Consider the following 14,928-nt stretch of genomic DNA (forward strand, 5'->3'; position numbering starts at 1 on the left):
CTAAACGAATATTAAACGAATAGTATATACCCAAAAGATTTCATACTGCAGCCAACACAGCTGTAACGTGAAAGATGATGGGTATAAACAATACTGAATGCCCGCGGGCAGGCAATGACTGTCTAAATCAGGAAATGCCGGGCCAGCAGCGGGCCGGTGAAGGTTTTCTTCAGGTAGAATCCCCTAGGCAAGGTCATGATCGGCTGCCCGAATTCGCCGATGGCGGCGGTAAGAGCCCGGCTATTAGCGGCTTTGGGACGCAGCTGCAGAACCTCGCCGTGCCGGGCAGTGATTTTTTCCACCTGCCCCAATACGATAAGATCCATCAATTCCTCCCAGTCCTGCTTTAGCCTCAGCTCTTCTTGGGCGTCAGGGCTCCACAGCAACGGCGTGCCGACCCGGCGCGCGGCCAACGGAATATCCCGGCTGCCTTCCACCGGTATCCACAGCACCCGCGCCAGCTTATAGCGTACATGGCTGGTTTCCCAGGTGACGCCGCTATTGCCGGTGAGGGGCGCCACGCAGACAAAGGTGGTTTCCAGCGGCCTTCCCGCGCTATCCACCGGGATGGTCTTGAGTTCAACGCCGATATCGGCAAAGTCTTGTTCCGGTTTGCTGCCGGCGCTGGCACCGAGATAACGCTCCAGCAGCACGCCGATCCAGCCTTTGTCGCGCTTGAGATTGGCGGGCAGCACCAGTCCGGCATGGGTTGCCAGCTCACCCAGGGTATAACCCGCCAGGGCACTGGCGCGGGCCAATAATTCAACTTCATTGACCGGCGGCGTCACGAGGGTTGAAACCAACGGCAGGGTCATCGCTGTGTTATCCGCATGGTGTTTAAAAACTAGGCTGTCATTTTCAATGAGCCGTATTTAATGATCATATAAATTGACGCCATTAATAATAGCATGATTTTTCTATTATTTTTATTCCATTATCTGAACTCTACAACGGTAAGCAAAAGGGTTGTGCACCAGTAGAGGAGAACAATGAACAGGATCTTACACCAGGTTATCCACAGATTTATGGGATAACCTTAATAAAAACTCACTACTGTAGCTATTTACAGCCTTGACGGCCTGTTATATTGCTGGTTTGTTCCGATATGGCAGTGATTTATCCACGAAATTGTGGATAAAACCAGCATTGACTGATTTTTAGCCTTACCGGCCCCCGGAATGAAGCCACAAGATCCCGATGGATCCCGTCGTGGCGGCATGGGATCCTTAGCCGCATGAAATCCCAAAGGATTTCTCCGCCGGGAATTCGTTTCCCGAAGGGTTGGCTAAAAGTTTTCCCCTACTAATTCAGCGTTCTGCACAGTACTATCCACAGAAAAAGTGCATAAAGCCATACGGCGCGGTTCGAAACTGTTGATAACCTGGCCGCCAAATCCCGCTGAAACCGCGATTGAGGCCGGACTTACTGAAAAGCAGTGGTTTACCCTATTGAGGGGATGTGAAACAATCAAGTCATGTTTGCACTATAAGTAATCGAGGTAGTCCAGTGATCGATGATGATGGCTACCGCCCGAATGTTGGTATCGTAATCTGTAATCGTGACGGACAGGTCTTGTGGGCCAGGCGCTACGGACAACACTCATGGCAATTCCCCCAGGGCGGCATTAATGCCGGCGAGACCGCTGAGCAGGCAATGTACCGTGAATTGTTCGAAGAGGTGGGATTAAGTCGCAAAGATGTGCGCATACTCGCCGCTACCCGCAACTGGCTGCGTTACAAACTGCCAAAGCGGCTGGTTCGCTGGGACACAAAGCCGGTCTGTATCGGGCAAAAGCAAAAGTGGTTTTTGCTACAGATTATGTGTCAGGACGCCGATATCAATATGCAGCGCGGGGGCACACCTGAATTTGATGGCTGGCGCTGGGTCAGCTTTTGGTACCCTGTCCGCCAGGTGGTTTCGTTCAAGAGGGACGTTTACCGCCGGGTCATGAAAGAATTCTCTACCACTGTCATGCCGTTGCAGGAAGGCGCTCCGCAACGGTCTTGTCCTGCTTATCGACGAAAGAGGGGATGAGCTACGCAGAACATGCTCACGCGTTTACGAGAGATCGTTGAGAAGGTTGCCGCCGCGCCGCGTTTGTCGGATACGCTGGATATCCTGGTTAATGAAACCTGTCTGGCGATGAACACTGAGGTTTGCTCGGTTTATCTGGCGGACAACGATCGTCGCTGCTACTACCTTATGGCTACGCGCGGTTTACAGAAACCGCGCGGGCGCACCATCACGTTGGCATTCGACCAAGGGATCGTCGGGCTGGTGGGACGGCTGGCGGAACCCATCAACCTGGCCGATGCCCATACCCATCCCAGTTTTCAATACATCCCCGCCGTAAAAGAAGAACGTTTTCGTTCCTTCCTCGGCGTACCGATTATCCATCGCCGCCAACTGCTGGGCGTGCTAGTGGTGCAGCAGCGCGAACATCGCCAGTTCGATGAAAGCGAAGAGTCGTTTATGGTGACGCTGGCCACGCAAATGGCCGGCATTCTTTCGCAGTCCCAGTTGAACGCCCTGTTCGGCCAGTATCGCCAGACACGTATCCGCGCGCTGGCGGCCGCGCCGGGGGTGGCTATCGCCCAGGGCTGGGTGGATACCAGCCAGCCGTCTCTGGATCAGGTCTTTCCGGCGTCGTCACTGGACAGCGCCCTGGAACGGGAGCGGCTGACCTTTGCCCTTGGCGAGGCGGCGGCGGAATTTCGCCGTTTCAGCAAACGTTTTAACGCCAGCGCCCAGCAAGACAGCGCGGCCATCTTCGATCTTTATTCCCATTTGCTTAACGATGCCCGCCTCAAGCGCGAGCTGTTTGCACAAATCGACGGCGGATCGGTAGCGGAATGGGCGGTGAAATATGTCATTGAACAGTTCGCCGAACAGTTCGCCCAGCTTAACGACAGCTACATGCGCGAGCGGGCCAACGATTTACGGGCATTGGGGCAACGGCTGCTGTTCCATTTGGACGACAGCACCCAGCGCGTGACGCAGTGGCCGTCCCGTTTTGTGCTGGTGGCCGATGAGCTGAGCGCCACGCTGCTGGCGGAAGTGCCGCAAAGTAAAATGGTCGGCGTGGTGGTGCGCGACGGGGCCGCCAATTCCCACGCCGCCATACTGGTCCGGGCCATGGGCATTCCGACGGTGATGGGCGCGGATATCCAACCCTTGCTGCTGAACCAGCGCCTGCTGGTGGTGGACGGTTATCGCGGCGAGCTGCTGGTGGATCCGGAACCGGTGCTGGTGCAGGAGTATCAGCGCCTCATCAGCGAGGAAAAAGAGCTCAGCCGCCTGGCGGAAGATGATGTGGAACAGCCGGCGCGGCTTAAAAGCGGCGAGCGGATCCAAATCATGCTGAATGCCGGTCTAAGCGCCGAACACGAACAGCGGCTGGGTGACCGGGTGGATGGGGTCGGGCTGTATCGTACCGAAATCCCTTTTATGCTGCAAAGCGGTTTTCCGTCGGAAGATGAGCAGGTGGCGCAATATCAGGGCATGCTGCAGCTGTTTCCCAGCAAATCCGTTACGCTGCGTACCCTGGATGTGGGATCGGATAAACAGCTGCCCTACATGGCCCCCATCAACGAAGAGAACCCGTGCCTCGGCTGGCGCGGAATCCGCATTACCCTGGATCAGCCGGAAATCTTCCTGATCCAGGTGCGGGCCATGCTGCGCGCCAATGCGGCCACCGGCAACCTCAGCATTTTACTGCCGATGATCACAAGCGTGGACGAAATTGACGAGGCCCGGCGGATGATCGACCGGGCCGGCCGCGAAGTGGAAGAGATGCTGGGCTATGCGTTGCCGCCCCTGCGGGTGGGTATCATGATTGAAGTGCCTGCCATGGTGTTTATGCTATCTTCCCTGGTGAACCGGGTGGATTTTATTTCGGTGGGCACCAACGATTTGACCCAATATCTGCTGGCGGTGGATCGTAACAATACCCGGGTGGCGGCTATGTATGACAGCCTGCACCCGGCGATGCTGCAGGTGCTGCAAAAGATTATCGTGGAATGCGGGCGGCTGGGGCTCGATTGCAGCCTGTGCGGGGAGATGGCGGGGGACCCCATGGGGGCACTGCTGCTCACCGGCATGGGCTATCGGTCCCTGAGTATGAACGGACGCACCGTGGCCAGAATCAAATATCTGCTTCGCAACGTGGAGCTCAGCGATGCCGAACAGCTGGCGGAGCGGGTACTGGTGGCGCATAACGCCATTGACGTACGCCATCAGGTGGCGGCATTTTTAGAACGTCGCGGCCTGGGCGGCCTGATTCGCGGCGGTCGCTGAATACCGCCGTCAATGAATATAGCGTACACGAGCGACGGGTAAATTTACCGCCGGTCCGCCGCGAAAAATGTACCCCCTATGCTATGATACCCTAAATAATCCAAGTTGCAGGCAGGCCAACGTACCTGCAATTCAACGTATGACGGGTATATACGCCCTGAAATAAACTCTGTTGTGGTGATGAATGACAACGAATTATCTGGCTTTTCCTCAATTTGACCCGGTGATTTTCTCCGTGGGTCCGGTTGCCCTTCATTGGTACGGTCTCATGTACCTGATTGGTTTCGTTTTTGCCATGTGGCTGGCGGTGCGCCGGGCCAATCGTCCCGGCAGCGGCTGGACCAAAGAGGAAGTGGAAAACCTGTTATATGCCGGTTTTCTGGGCGTGTTTCTGGGCGGACGCATCGGCTATGTGCTGTTTTATAACCTGCCGCTGTTTCTTGACAATCCGCTTTATCTCTTCAAGGTCTGGGACGGAGGCATGTCGTTCCATGGCGGTTTGATTGGCGTGATCTGCGTCATGCTGTGGTTTGCCCACCGCACCAAACGCCACTTCTTCCAGGTGGCGGATTTTATCGCGCCGATGGTTCCCTTCGGGCTGGGGGCCGGCCGGCTTGGCAACTTCATCAATGGCGAACTCTGGGGGCGGGTGACCACCGATACCCCGTGGGCCATGCTGTTCCCCGGATCCCGCGACGAGGATTTAGCGCTGTTGCCGTTTCATCCGGAATGGCAGACGATCTTTGACCGTTATGGGGTATTGCCCCGCCATCCCTCGCAGCTATATGAATTATTGCTGGAAGGGATAGTGCTGTTTATCATTCTCAACTTTTTCATCCGCAAACCGCGCCCGTTGGGCAGCGTATCGGGCCTGTTTCTCATCTGTTACGGCGCGTTTCGCATTATCGTGGAATTCTTCCGCCAGCCCGATGCGCAATTGGGGTTATTCGACGATGCCATCAGCATGGGGCAGATCCTGTCGCTGCCGATGATTATTGCCGGTGTGATTATGATTATCTGGGCCTATCGCCGTCGTCCGCAGCAACAATTGTCCTGAGGTTACATGAAACAGTATTTGGAATTGATGAGGCTGGTCCGTGAACAAGGCACGCCGAAAGCGGATCGCACCGGTACCGGCACTCTGTCGATTTTCGGCCACCAGATGCGCTTTGATTTGCGGCAGGGTTTTCCGCTGGTGACCACCAAGCGGTGCCATCTTCGTTCGATTATTTACGAGCTGCTGTGGTTTCTCAACGGCGACACTCATGTCGGTTATCTTCATGACCATAACGTTTCCATTTGGGACGAATGGGCGGATGAAAACGGCAATCTCGGTCCGGTTTACGGTAAGCAGTGGCGCGCCTGGGGTGCGGCGGACGGTCGCCAAATCGATCAGTTAAGCCGGGTGCTTGAACAACTGCGCCAGGATCCGGATTCGCGTCGCATCATGGTTTCCGCCTGGAACGTGGGGGAGCTGGACCAGATGAAGCTGGCCCCCTGCCATGCGCTGTTCCAGTTTTATGTTGCCGACGGTACGCTTTCCTGCCAGCTTTACCAGCGCTCCTGCGATATTTTCCTCGGTCTGCCGTTTAATATAGCCAGCTATGCGCTGTTGGTGCATATGGTGGCGCAGCAGTGCGATCTGAAGGTGGGGGATTTTGTCTGGACCGGTGGTGATACCCATTTGTACAGCAACCATCTGGATCAGGCGGATTTGCAGTTGACCCGCGAGCCGCGTCCTTTGCCGACGCTGACGATTAAGCGTAAGCCCGCTTCGCTGTTTGATTACCGCTTTGAGGATTTCGATATCCAGGGTTACGATCCCTATCCCGCCATCAAGGCGCCTGTGGCGGTTTAAGCCAGGATTTTGTCTTGACCGGGCATGGTCTCCCTTGAACACGTTCGATGCATGCCCGGTGGTCGCGGGCCTACCGCACCATGGGGTGCTCCGGCGGGCGGTGAAACCACGCCCGCTTCGACCCCATCGGTACGGTCTCCCTTGAACACGTTCGTTGCACGCCCGGTGGTAGCGGGCCAGTCTCCAATTGCGGTTTGTCTCGCATTTTTTTGTCGTTTTGCCTTCTCCTCCTCGATTGTTTGCGCGCTGCTTTCCTCCCTGATATTAATCCCGTGGCATGGCCGGGCGGTATCGCGTTACGCTTTACGGCATGAAGAACCCTATTTCCTCGCAGCAGGGTTATACCCTGATAGAAATGATGCTGGTGCTGCTGTTGGCGGCGCTGATGACGCTTTCCGGCAGCGTTTGCTGGCAACACCACCGTAACCAGTGCCGGTTATCCCAGGCCAGCCAGCAGATCGCGGACTTTTTGTCGCGTTTGCAAGCGCACGCGGCGCGTAATAATCACAATTGCCGCATTGCGATGAAAACCGGCGTCGGTGGGGAGCTCTCCGCTGTCTGTACCTCCCGTCCGGATGAGATGCTTCGGTTCGGGCCGCCGCTCTCCGATATGCGCCTGGAGATGTCGTCGCCGGGGTATCTCACCTTCAGAGGGTTGCACAATACCGCCACGCCGGCGCACGTTGTGCTCAGTAATCCGGCCGGACGCATCAAAATCATCGTATCCGGCGCCGGACGGGTGCGATTGTGCAGCGTGAAGGGGAGTTTTGGAGGCATCTCGCCATGCTGAAAGCCGGTGAATCAGGTTTTAGCCTGGCCGAAACCCTGTGCGCGATGGCGGTGGTAAGCCTGGTACTGTTATCCGGCATGCGTCTGTTACCGGTGATGTACGGCCAATGCTACGGCGGCATCCAGCATATGCGGTTGATTCGGAACCTTAACCACGGCCTGCTGTTGATTGAAAAAGATCTCCGGCGCGCCGGACACTGCTCGCCTTCCTGCGGACGACCGGCCGTGGTCATCGGCCATCGGCGAGGAGAGGGGCAACAATCCTGCCTGGTGGCTACTTACGCTTTTATACCCTCCTCGGGCGTAGCCGCCGGCGGAGTGCTGGAAAACGAAACCTTCGGCTACCGGCTGCATCGGGGGGCGCTGGAGACGCAGCGCGGCGTAACGCACTGCAACGGCCCGGGGTGGGTCAAGATGCACGATCCGCAGTTATGGATAATAAAGCAGTTGCGGTTTGAAACAGTGGGGAACAATGCCTATCGGGTAACCCTGACCGGCGCTGCGCGAAGCACGCCGTCAATCAGGCATCGCGCCAGCCGGATTATGGTGGGGCGTAACGGATGACGTCGGTAGAAGAGCAAGGCAGCGGCGCGCTGGCGGTGTTGCCGATCCTGCTGATTATCGGCTTGACGGCCATGCTGGGCTGGCAGCGTTTTTTAGATGGCGCGGTACCCCTGATTCATGACGAGCAGCGTTATCTGACAGCATTCCATCGCGCTGAATCCGCATTATCCTGGGCAATGACCGTGCCCTGGCGGGGGGAGGACGGCGAGTGCCGCCGCCCTGAAGGAGAAGCCTTCCGGGCCTGTCTTTGCGCGCCGCGTCTGACGGTCGGCTGGGTGCTGCATGCGCAAAGCGGCGTCCTGGAAGGCGCGCGCGGGCCTGGTGAGATAAACCTCTATCGGCGGGTGGCGCTGACTAGAATGAAAGAAGACCTTGAGGAGACAGGTAAGGAGAGGCGAAGCTGCATGCTGACGCCGCTGGCCAGTGGCTGGCTGGATTATTATCCAGGCTGACTGTGCGTGGCCGGATAGCGTACCGGCACCGCGGCATACCGGCGTCGGTATTCGGCGGCGGATTGAATGGTTCTTCTGGCCGTACACAAGACCGGGGAGCCTTGCATGTTGCCAAGTGTTCAACTGACGGCGAGTTTGCCCCGGGAGCGAGAGCCGGTAGCCGGGGCAGCGGAACCCGACGCGAAGGAGACAGTCTATGCAGGGTGGCGATGAGCGGGGACTGGGCATGCCGGAAGCCATGGTGACGGTGCTGCTGTTTTCCGTGATTGCCCTGGCCTTTATAAATTACCTGCAAGCGCTTAAGCAGACCCAGGACGGACTGGTTCAGCGCCAGCAGGCGTTGGCCTTTGCTCACCAGGCGCTGGAGCTTCATCGTCTTGGAGGACGGGACCTCCCATGGGATCTGCCCCAGGGCTGGCGGATAGACAGGGTAGAGCAGCCCCGCGGACCGGCTTGCCGACGGGTTACCGTCGAAGTGCGAATCCCGTCGGGGGGTAGCGCTGCGCTTAGCGAATGGTTTTGTCGAAAAGATTCCGGCGGTGCTTCGCCATAGCAACTGATGACAGCTTGTTTTCAGCGCCAATCCGGTTAAAGTGTCCCCATGAGTAGCGGGGAGCGGCAGGGAAGGCCAGGCTCGGAGGGGCGGCATGTTTAGAATTTATCACTCAAATCAGTTGGATTTACTTAAATCCCTGGCCGCTGCCTTGATTGAAGGGCAACCGCTGCCGGATCCCTTCCAGCCGGAAGTGATTCTAGTGCAAAGCACCGGGATGGCCCAATGGCTGCAAATGGAATTGGCGGCGCGTTTCGGTATTGCCGCCAATATCGAATTCCCGCTGCCGGCCAGTTTTATCTGGCAGATGTTTACCCGTGTATTGCCTGATATTCCCGCGGAGAGCGCTTTTTCCAAGGATGCAATGACCTGGAAACTGATGGCCCTGCTGCCGCAGCTCTGCGAGCAGCCCGGGTTTGAGGTGATTTGCCGATACCTTGAAGACGACGGTGACCAGCGGAAATGCCATCAGTTTGCCGCCAGACTGGCGGACCTTTACGATCAGTACCTGGTGTTCCGCCCCGACTGGCTGGAAAGCTGGCAACGGGGCGAGAGGGTGACGGGATTGGGGGAAGAGCAACAGTGGCAGGCCCCGCTCTGGCTGGCATTGGTTGAGTATACCGCCCGGGCGGGCCAGTCTCCTTGGCACCGGGCCAATCTTTATGAGCGCTTCATCCATGCCCTGGAGCAGGCGGAGCACTGCCCGCCGGGATTGCCGCCGCGCGTGTTCATCTGCGGCATATCCGCGCTGCCGCCCACCTATCTCCACGCTTTGCAGGCGCTGGGCCGCCATATCGATATCCATCTGCTGTTCACCAACCCCTGCCGTTATTACTGGGGCGACATCCGCGATCGGACTTTCCTTGCCAGGCTGCAAAACCGCACGCGCAGCCATTACCAGGACCGGCTGGAGAAGGGTATATTCCGTCGGCCGGAGCAGGCCGGCAGCCTGTTTAACGACGAAGGAGAGCAGGCGGTAGGGAATCCGCTGCTGGCCTCATGGGGAAAACTGGGCCGGGATAATATTTTTTTGCTGGCCCAGCTCGACAATGCCCAGGAGGTGGATGCGTTTGTCGACCCTTCCGATGAAGGACTGCTCTCCCTGTTACAGCGGGATATCCTTGAACTTGAAGACCATAGCTGGGTGGGAACGAGCGCCGAGACGCTGTCCAACAGCCGGGGCAAACGCCTGTTGGCGGCCGATGATCGGACATTGAGCCTGCATGTCTGCCACAGTCCGCAACGGGAGGTGGAAGTATTGCATGACCAGCTGCTGGCCATGATGGGCGCCGATGCGGAACTCTCGCCGCGGGACATTATCGTGATGGTGGCGGACATTGATCGTTATACCCCCGCTATTCAGGCGGTATTCGGTAATATCGCCACCGGCCGCCAGCTGCCGTTCGCCATTTCCGACCGGCGGGCGCGGCAGATTCATCCGGCGCTGCCGGCGTTTCTCTCCTTGCTGGAACTGCCGCGCAGCCGCTTTGCCGCCGAAGAGGTACTGGCGCTGCTGGAGGTCCCGGCCCTGGCCGCCCGCTTCGCAATCAAAGAAGAGGATCGGAAACTGCTCCGGCAGTGGGTGGATGAATCAGGGATTCGCTGGGGACTGGACGACGAGAATATCCGCGAACTGATGCTGCCCGCCACCGGACAGCACACCTGGCAGTTCGGCCTGACGCGCATGCTGCTTGGTTACGCCATGGACAGCCATAGCGGCGATTGGCGCGGAATATTGCCCTATGACGAATCCAGCGGATTGATTGCCGAACTGGTGGGACATCTGGCGGAGCTGCTGGCGCAGCTCAGGCGCTGGCGCGACATCCTGAGCCGGCCACGCATGCTGGAGGACTGGTTGCCCTGTTGCCGGGCGTTGATAACCGATTTTTTCCTGCCGGATGCCGAAGCCGAGATAGCCCTGGCGCTGCTTGAAACCCAATGGCAGCAGATTGTGCAGTTTGGTTTGCAGGGAGGTCTCGATAAGCCTGTTGCCGTGACCCTGCTGCGGGACGAGTTGTCCACGCGTCTGGATCAAGAGCGGGTAAGCCAGAGATTCCTGGCCGGGACCATCAATTTTTGCACCCTGATGCCGATGCGTTCCATCCCCTTCAAAGTCGTCTGCCTGCTGGGCATGAATGACGGCGTCTATCCCCGCTCGCTGCCGCCGATGGGTTTTGATCTCATGGCAAGACAGCCCAGGCGCGGCGACCGCAGCCGCCGCGACGACGATCGCTACCTGTTTCTGGAGGCCATGCTCTCGGCGCAGCGGCGTTTTTATATCAGCTTTATCGGCCGCTCCATTCAGGACAATACCTTGCGTTATCCTTCGGTGCTGGTGAGCGAGCTCACCGACTATATCGCCCAGAGCTTTTATCTGGCCGGGGATGAAGACGCTGATGCGGATGCCAGCGCCGAACGGATACGTGAACATCTTTACCAATGGCATCCCAGAATGCCGTTCGCGGCGGAAAACTTTATCGCCGGAACCGAACTGCAAAGTTATGCCGCGGAATGGTTGCCCGCCGCCAGCGCCGGCGGCACGCCCCATCCCGAGTTCAGCCGGCCGCTGGAGAATCGGCCTATCGCGGCGTTGTCCTTCGACTCCCTCAAACGCTTTTACAGCCATCCGGTACGCGCTTTTTTCCAGCAGCGCCTGGGGGTCTATTTCCGCCTGGAAGAGCGGGAGCTCTCCGCCGACGAGCCCTTTGTCATCGAGGGCCTGACGCGCTATCAGCTTAATGATCAATTGCTCAATACCCTGATTGCCGACGAGGACCCCGGGCAGCTATTCCGTAAAGTCCGGGCCGCCGGCTATCTGCCCTACGGCGCGTTCGGCGAGCTTTACTGGAACCGGCAGTGCGACGAAATGTCCCGGCTGGCTGAAACGGTGCGCGAACACCGCCGCGAGGAAGCGCACAGCCAGGAAGTGTACCTGATGCTGGATGAGGTCGAATTAAGCGGCTGGCTTTCCCAGGTGCAAAGCGACGGTTTGCTACGCTGGCGGCCCGGCGCTTTGTCCATGAAGGACGGACTCTCCTTATGGCTGGAGCACCTGGTCTGGTGCGCCATGGGCGGCATGGGTGAAAGCCGCATGTTCGGCACCAAGGGAGAGTGGCGGTTCGCGCCTTTATCCCCTGAACAGGCAAAATCATTTTTAGTTACGCTGGTATCAGGTTATGTTCAAGGGATGAATTCCCCGCTGTTGTTATTGCACCGTTCAGGCGGCGCATGGCTTGATTACTGTTTTGACCGTGACAAGGGCGACATCGACTGGAGCGAAGAGCGCCAGCGCCCGGCACGGGATAAACTCTTGTACGCGTGGCTGGGGGACGATTATATGCCCGGTGATAGCCAGGATCCCTATATACAGCGCCTCATGCGCCAGTTGGACGGGGATCGTGTCGAGGCGATAATCCAGGCCGCGCAAAACTATTTATTAACGCCGTTCAGCCTTAATCTGGCCGCGACATCGGAAAAGTCAAAGCGGCCCCGGGCGGCTCTGTAGGGATTTGCTGGAGAGTGGAATGCGAAGACTGGTTAGCGGATTATTAAGCGGTATTTTAATTGGCGTTTTTTGCTTTTCAACCGGCTGGGCCGCCACCGGTTGGCAACCCATCAACGAGACGATTCAAAAAAGCAGCAAGGATGCCCGGCAATACCAGGCCGTCAAACTGGCCAACGGCATGACTGTTCTGCTGGTCAGTGATAAGCAGGCGGTGAAATCCCTGTCCGCCATAGCGGTGCCGGTGGGTACGCTGCAAAGTCCCGACAGCCAGCTCGGGTTGGCCCATTATCTTGAACATATGATTCTGATGGGCTCCAAAAAATACCCGCAGCCGGAAAACCTGTCGGAATTCCTTAAAAAGCACGGCGGCGACCATAATGCCAGCACGGCCTCCCACCGCACCGCTTTTTATCTCGAGGTGGAAAACAGCGCCCTGCTGCCGGCGGTGGATCGTCTGGCGGACGCCATTGCCGAACCGCTGCTGGACCCTGCCAGCGCGGACAAAGAACGCCATGCGGTGAATGCCGAGCTCACCATGGGCCGTTCCAACGACGCTTTGCGAATGGCGCAAATCCGGGCCGAAACCATGAATCCGGCCCATCCGGCGGCCCGGTTCTCCGGCGGCAATCTGGAAACCCTGCGGGATAAACCCGGCAGCAACCTGCACCAGACGTTAACGGCATTCTATCATCGTTATTATTCCGCCAACCTCATGGTGGCGGTGATTTATGGTAACCAGCCGCTGCCGCAGCTGGCGGCGATCGCCACACAAACCTACGGACGCGTCGCCAATCACAACGCCGTGGTGCCGCCCATTACCGTACCGGCGGTGACCAAAAAACAAACCGGCATCGTGATTCACTACCAGCCGGTGCAGCCGCAGAAAATGCTGCGCATAGAATTTCCCATTGCCAATAACAGCCGTGCGTTCCGCAGTAAAAGCGACACCTATATCAGTTACCTAATTGGCAACCACAGCCCCAATACCCTGGCGGACTGGCTGCAAAAGCAGGGCCTGGCGGATGCTATCGACGCCGGCGCGGATCCGATGGTGGATGGAAACGGCGGCGTTTTCTCCATCGCCGTATCCCTGAGCGATAAAGGCTTCGCCCAGCGGGATGAGGTGATCGCCGCGATTTTCAGCTACCTCAAGACCCTGCGCGAACACGGCATCCAGCGGCAATATTTCGACGAAATCGCCCATGTGCTGCAGCAGGATTTTCGTTATCCCATTATTACCCGCGATATGGATTATATCGAGTGGCTGGTGGATTCCATGCTCAAGGTGCCGGTACAGCACGTCCTGGACGCCCCCTATCTGGCGGATCGCTACGATCCCAAGGCAATCGCCGCCCGTCTGGACAGCATGAAACCGGAAAATGCCCGTATCTGGTTTATCAGTCCCGACGAACCCCATGATAAGGTCGCCTATTTCATGAACGCGCCCTACCGGGTGGATGCATTGACGCCGGAACACATGGCGGCCTGGCGGCAAAGAGAACAGAACATCGGTTTGTCGCTGCCGACGCTCAATCCGTATATCGCCAGCGATTTCTCCCTGATCAAAGCGGGCAAGGTCCCCGCGCACCCTGAAACCCTTGTTGATAAACCCGGACTGCGTCTGCTGTACATGCCCAGCCGCTATTTCGCCGATGAGCCGCGGGCCGATATTACCCTGAATTTCCGCAACCCCAATCTGATGGATACGCCCCGGGATCAGGTGCTGTATGCCATGAATGATTACATCGCCGGCCTGAATCTGGCGGAGCTGAGCAATCAGTCCTATGTCGGCGGCATTAATTTCTCCACCTTTGAAAGCGATGGATTAACCGTCAAAGCCAGCGGTTATACCCAGCGGCTGCCGCAATTGGTGATAAGCCTTATCGAACGCTATGCCGCCTTCACGCCCACCGAAGATCAGCTGGCACAGGCCAAGACCTGGTATCGTCAGCAGCTTGACGGCACCGATAAAGGCAAGGCCTATTCCCAGGCCGTGATTCCGGCCAGGGTGCTTTCCGAATGGCCTTACGTGGAGCGGGATGAACGGCGGGGGCTGATTGACGGCATGACGCTGCAGGATTTGATCGATTATCGCCAGAAAGTATTCAAACCCGCCGCGCTGGAAATGCTGGTGGTGGGCAATTTGACGCCGCAGCAGTCTACGGCGCTGGCCGATCAGCTGAAAAAACACGTCGGCTGGACCGGTATCCGCTGGCAGCGAACCCCCAGGGTGGAAATCAGGCAACCGCAGCTGGCGCTGATCCAAAAAACCGGCAGCACCACCGATTCGGCGCTGGCGGCGGCCTACGTACCCACCGGTTACGATCGGATTGCGGGCATGGTCAATAGCTATATGCTGTCGCAGATTGTCGAATCCTGGTTTTATCAGCAGCTCCGTACACAGGAACAATTGGGTTATGCCATCTTTATGACGCCGGTTTTTGTCGGCGATCAGGGGGGCGTCGAATTTGTGCTGCAGAGCAGTACGAAACAGCCCGCTTATCTTTATGATCGATTCCAGGCGTTCTTCGGCCAGACCGAACAGCGTTTACGCGCCATGTCGCCGGCGGATTTCGAACAGTACAAACAGGGCGTTATCAGCCAGGTGCTACAGCAGCCGCAGACATTGGGTGAGGAAGTGGATCAATATACCGATGAGATGGCCCGGGACAATGCCGCCTTCGATACCCGTGACAAAGTAGTGGCGGGGCTGCGGCAATTGACCCTGGACCAAATGGCGGAGTTTTTTCACCGGGCGGTGATCGAGCCGCAGGGCCTGGCGTTATTGTCGCAAATCGGCGGCCAGGGTCACGACCCGGTCTCCTTTGCCGCGCCCCCAGGCTGGACGCTGTATCCGAACGCGGCGGCGCTGCAAAAAACCTTGCCGGTCATCCGGCCCCAGTAAAGGAAT

Annotated in this window: 11 protein-coding genes; 10 read left to right on the top strand and 1 reads right to left on the bottom strand. The window is 57.8% G+C overall.

The features are described from left to right. Positions 1–122: 122 nt before the first annotated feature. The gene (mutH, locus tag ACL2XO_RS06335; protein ID WP_132923267.1) at positions 123–815 is read right to left on the bottom strand and encodes a DNA mismatch repair endonuclease MutH; all 693 of its coding nucleotides are present in this window, start codon (positions 813–815) and stop codon (positions 123–125) included. A 691-nt stretch (positions 816–1,506) separates the two neighbouring features. On the opposite strand from mutH, the gene rppH reads away from it, so the two are divergent. From rppH to ptrA, 10 genes are all read left to right on the top strand, one after another. Beyond that, positions 1,507–2,034 (top strand): RNA pyrophosphohydrolase, encoded by a 528-nt coding sequence (gene rppH / locus ACL2XO_RS06340; protein ID WP_132923266.1) that lies wholly within the window; start codon positions 1,507–1,509, stop codon positions 2,032–2,034. A gap of 12 nt (positions 2,035–2,046) precedes the next feature. Further along, a complete protein-coding gene (gene ptsP / locus ACL2XO_RS06345; RefSeq protein WP_132923265.1) occupies positions 2,047–4,296 on the top strand; it encodes a phosphoenolpyruvate--protein phosphotransferase in 2,250 nt (749 codons plus the stop codon). 184 nt (positions 4,297–4,480) lie between these two features. Then, positions 4,481–5,353, top strand: a complete 873-nt coding sequence (gene lgt / locus ACL2XO_RS06350; protein ID WP_413726674.1) for a prolipoprotein diacylglyceryl transferase — start codon at positions 4,481–4,483, stop codon at positions 5,351–5,353. A 6-nt stretch (positions 5,354–5,359) separates the two neighbouring features. Beyond that, positions 5,360–6,154, top strand: coding sequence for a thymidylate synthase (gene thyA / locus ACL2XO_RS06355; RefSeq protein WP_132923263.1), 795 nt, complete (start codon positions 5,360–5,362; stop codon positions 6,152–6,154). Positions 6,155–6,464: 310 nt separating this feature from the next. After that, positions 6,465–6,944: a prepilin-type N-terminal cleavage/methylation domain-containing protein gene (locus ACL2XO_RS06360; RefSeq protein WP_413742410.1), complete on the top strand. Its 480-nt coding sequence runs from the start codon at positions 6,465–6,467 to the stop codon at positions 6,942–6,944. Further along, positions 6,938–7,507, top strand: a complete 570-nt coding sequence (locus ACL2XO_RS06365; protein WP_413742411.1) for a prepilin peptidase-dependent protein — start codon at positions 6,938–6,940, stop codon at positions 7,505–7,507. The genes ACL2XO_RS06360 and ACL2XO_RS06365 overlap by 7 nt, the downstream gene beginning before the upstream one ends. Then, on the top strand, positions 7,504–7,959 hold the full coding sequence (locus ACL2XO_RS06370) for a DUF2509 family protein (RefSeq protein ID WP_413742412.1): 456 nt from the start codon (positions 7,504–7,506) through the stop codon (positions 7,957–7,959). Before ACL2XO_RS06365 ends, ACL2XO_RS06370 begins: the two co-directional genes overlap by 4 nt. Before the next feature lie 196 nt (positions 7,960–8,155). Continuing rightward, a complete protein-coding gene (locus tag ACL2XO_RS06375; protein WP_413742413.1) occupies positions 8,156–8,512 on the top strand; it encodes a prepilin-type N-terminal cleavage/methylation domain-containing protein in 357 nt (118 codons plus the stop codon). A 94-nt stretch (positions 8,513–8,606) separates the two neighbouring features. Then, positions 8,607–12,017: an exodeoxyribonuclease V subunit gamma gene (recC, locus tag ACL2XO_RS06380; RefSeq protein WP_413742414.1), complete on the top strand. Its 3,411-nt coding sequence runs from the start codon at positions 8,607–8,609 to the stop codon at positions 12,015–12,017. Between the two features lie 19 nt (positions 12,018–12,036). Next, positions 12,037–14,922 carry a pitrilysin gene (gene ptrA / locus ACL2XO_RS06385; RefSeq protein WP_132923257.1) on the top strand — a complete coding sequence of 962 codons (2,886 nt, stop codon included), beginning with the start codon at positions 12,037–12,039 and terminating at the stop codon, positions 14,920–14,922. Positions 14,923–14,928 lie beyond the last annotated feature (6 nt).

The organism is Sodalis sp. RH15, from assembly GCF_047324255.1.
Classification (GTDB): Bacteria; Pseudomonadota; Gammaproteobacteria; order Enterobacterales; family Enterobacteriaceae; genus Acerihabitans; species Acerihabitans ligni.

Bases quoted from the DNA above. Each gene is read 5' to 3' on its own strand.
- ACL2XO_RS06370 (WP_413742412.1), top strand. From the start codon at position 7,504: ATGACGTCGGTAGAAGAGCAAGGCAGCGGCGCGCTGGCGGTGTTGCCG.
- ptsP (WP_132923265.1), top strand. From the start codon at position 2,047: ATGCTCACGCGTTTACGAGAGATCGTTGAGAAGGTTGCCGCCGCGCCG.
- lgt (WP_413726674.1), top strand. From the start codon at position 4,481: ATGACAACGAATTATCTGGCTTTTCCTCAATTTGACCCGGTGATTTTC.
- ptrA (WP_132923257.1), top strand. From the start codon at position 12,037: ATGCGAAGACTGGTTAGCGGATTATTAAGCGGTATTTTAATTGGCGTT.
- thyA (WP_132923263.1), top strand. From the start codon at position 5,360: ATGAAACAGTATTTGGAATTGATGAGGCTGGTCCGTGAACAAGGCACG.
- mutH (WP_132923267.1), bottom strand. From the start codon at position 815: ATGACCCTGCCGTTGGTTTCAACCCTCGTGACGCCGCCGGTCAATGAA.
- ACL2XO_RS06375 (WP_413742413.1), top strand. From the start codon at position 8,156: ATGCAGGGTGGCGATGAGCGGGGACTGGGCATGCCGGAAGCCATGGTG.
- ACL2XO_RS06365 (WP_413742411.1), top strand. From the start codon at position 6,938: ATGCTGAAAGCCGGTGAATCAGGTTTTAGCCTGGCCGAAACCCTGTGC.
- ACL2XO_RS06360 (WP_413742410.1), top strand. From the start codon at position 6,465: ATGAAGAACCCTATTTCCTCGCAGCAGGGTTATACCCTGATAGAAATG.
- recC (WP_413742414.1), top strand. From the start codon at position 8,607: ATGTTTAGAATTTATCACTCAAATCAGTTGGATTTACTTAAATCCCTG.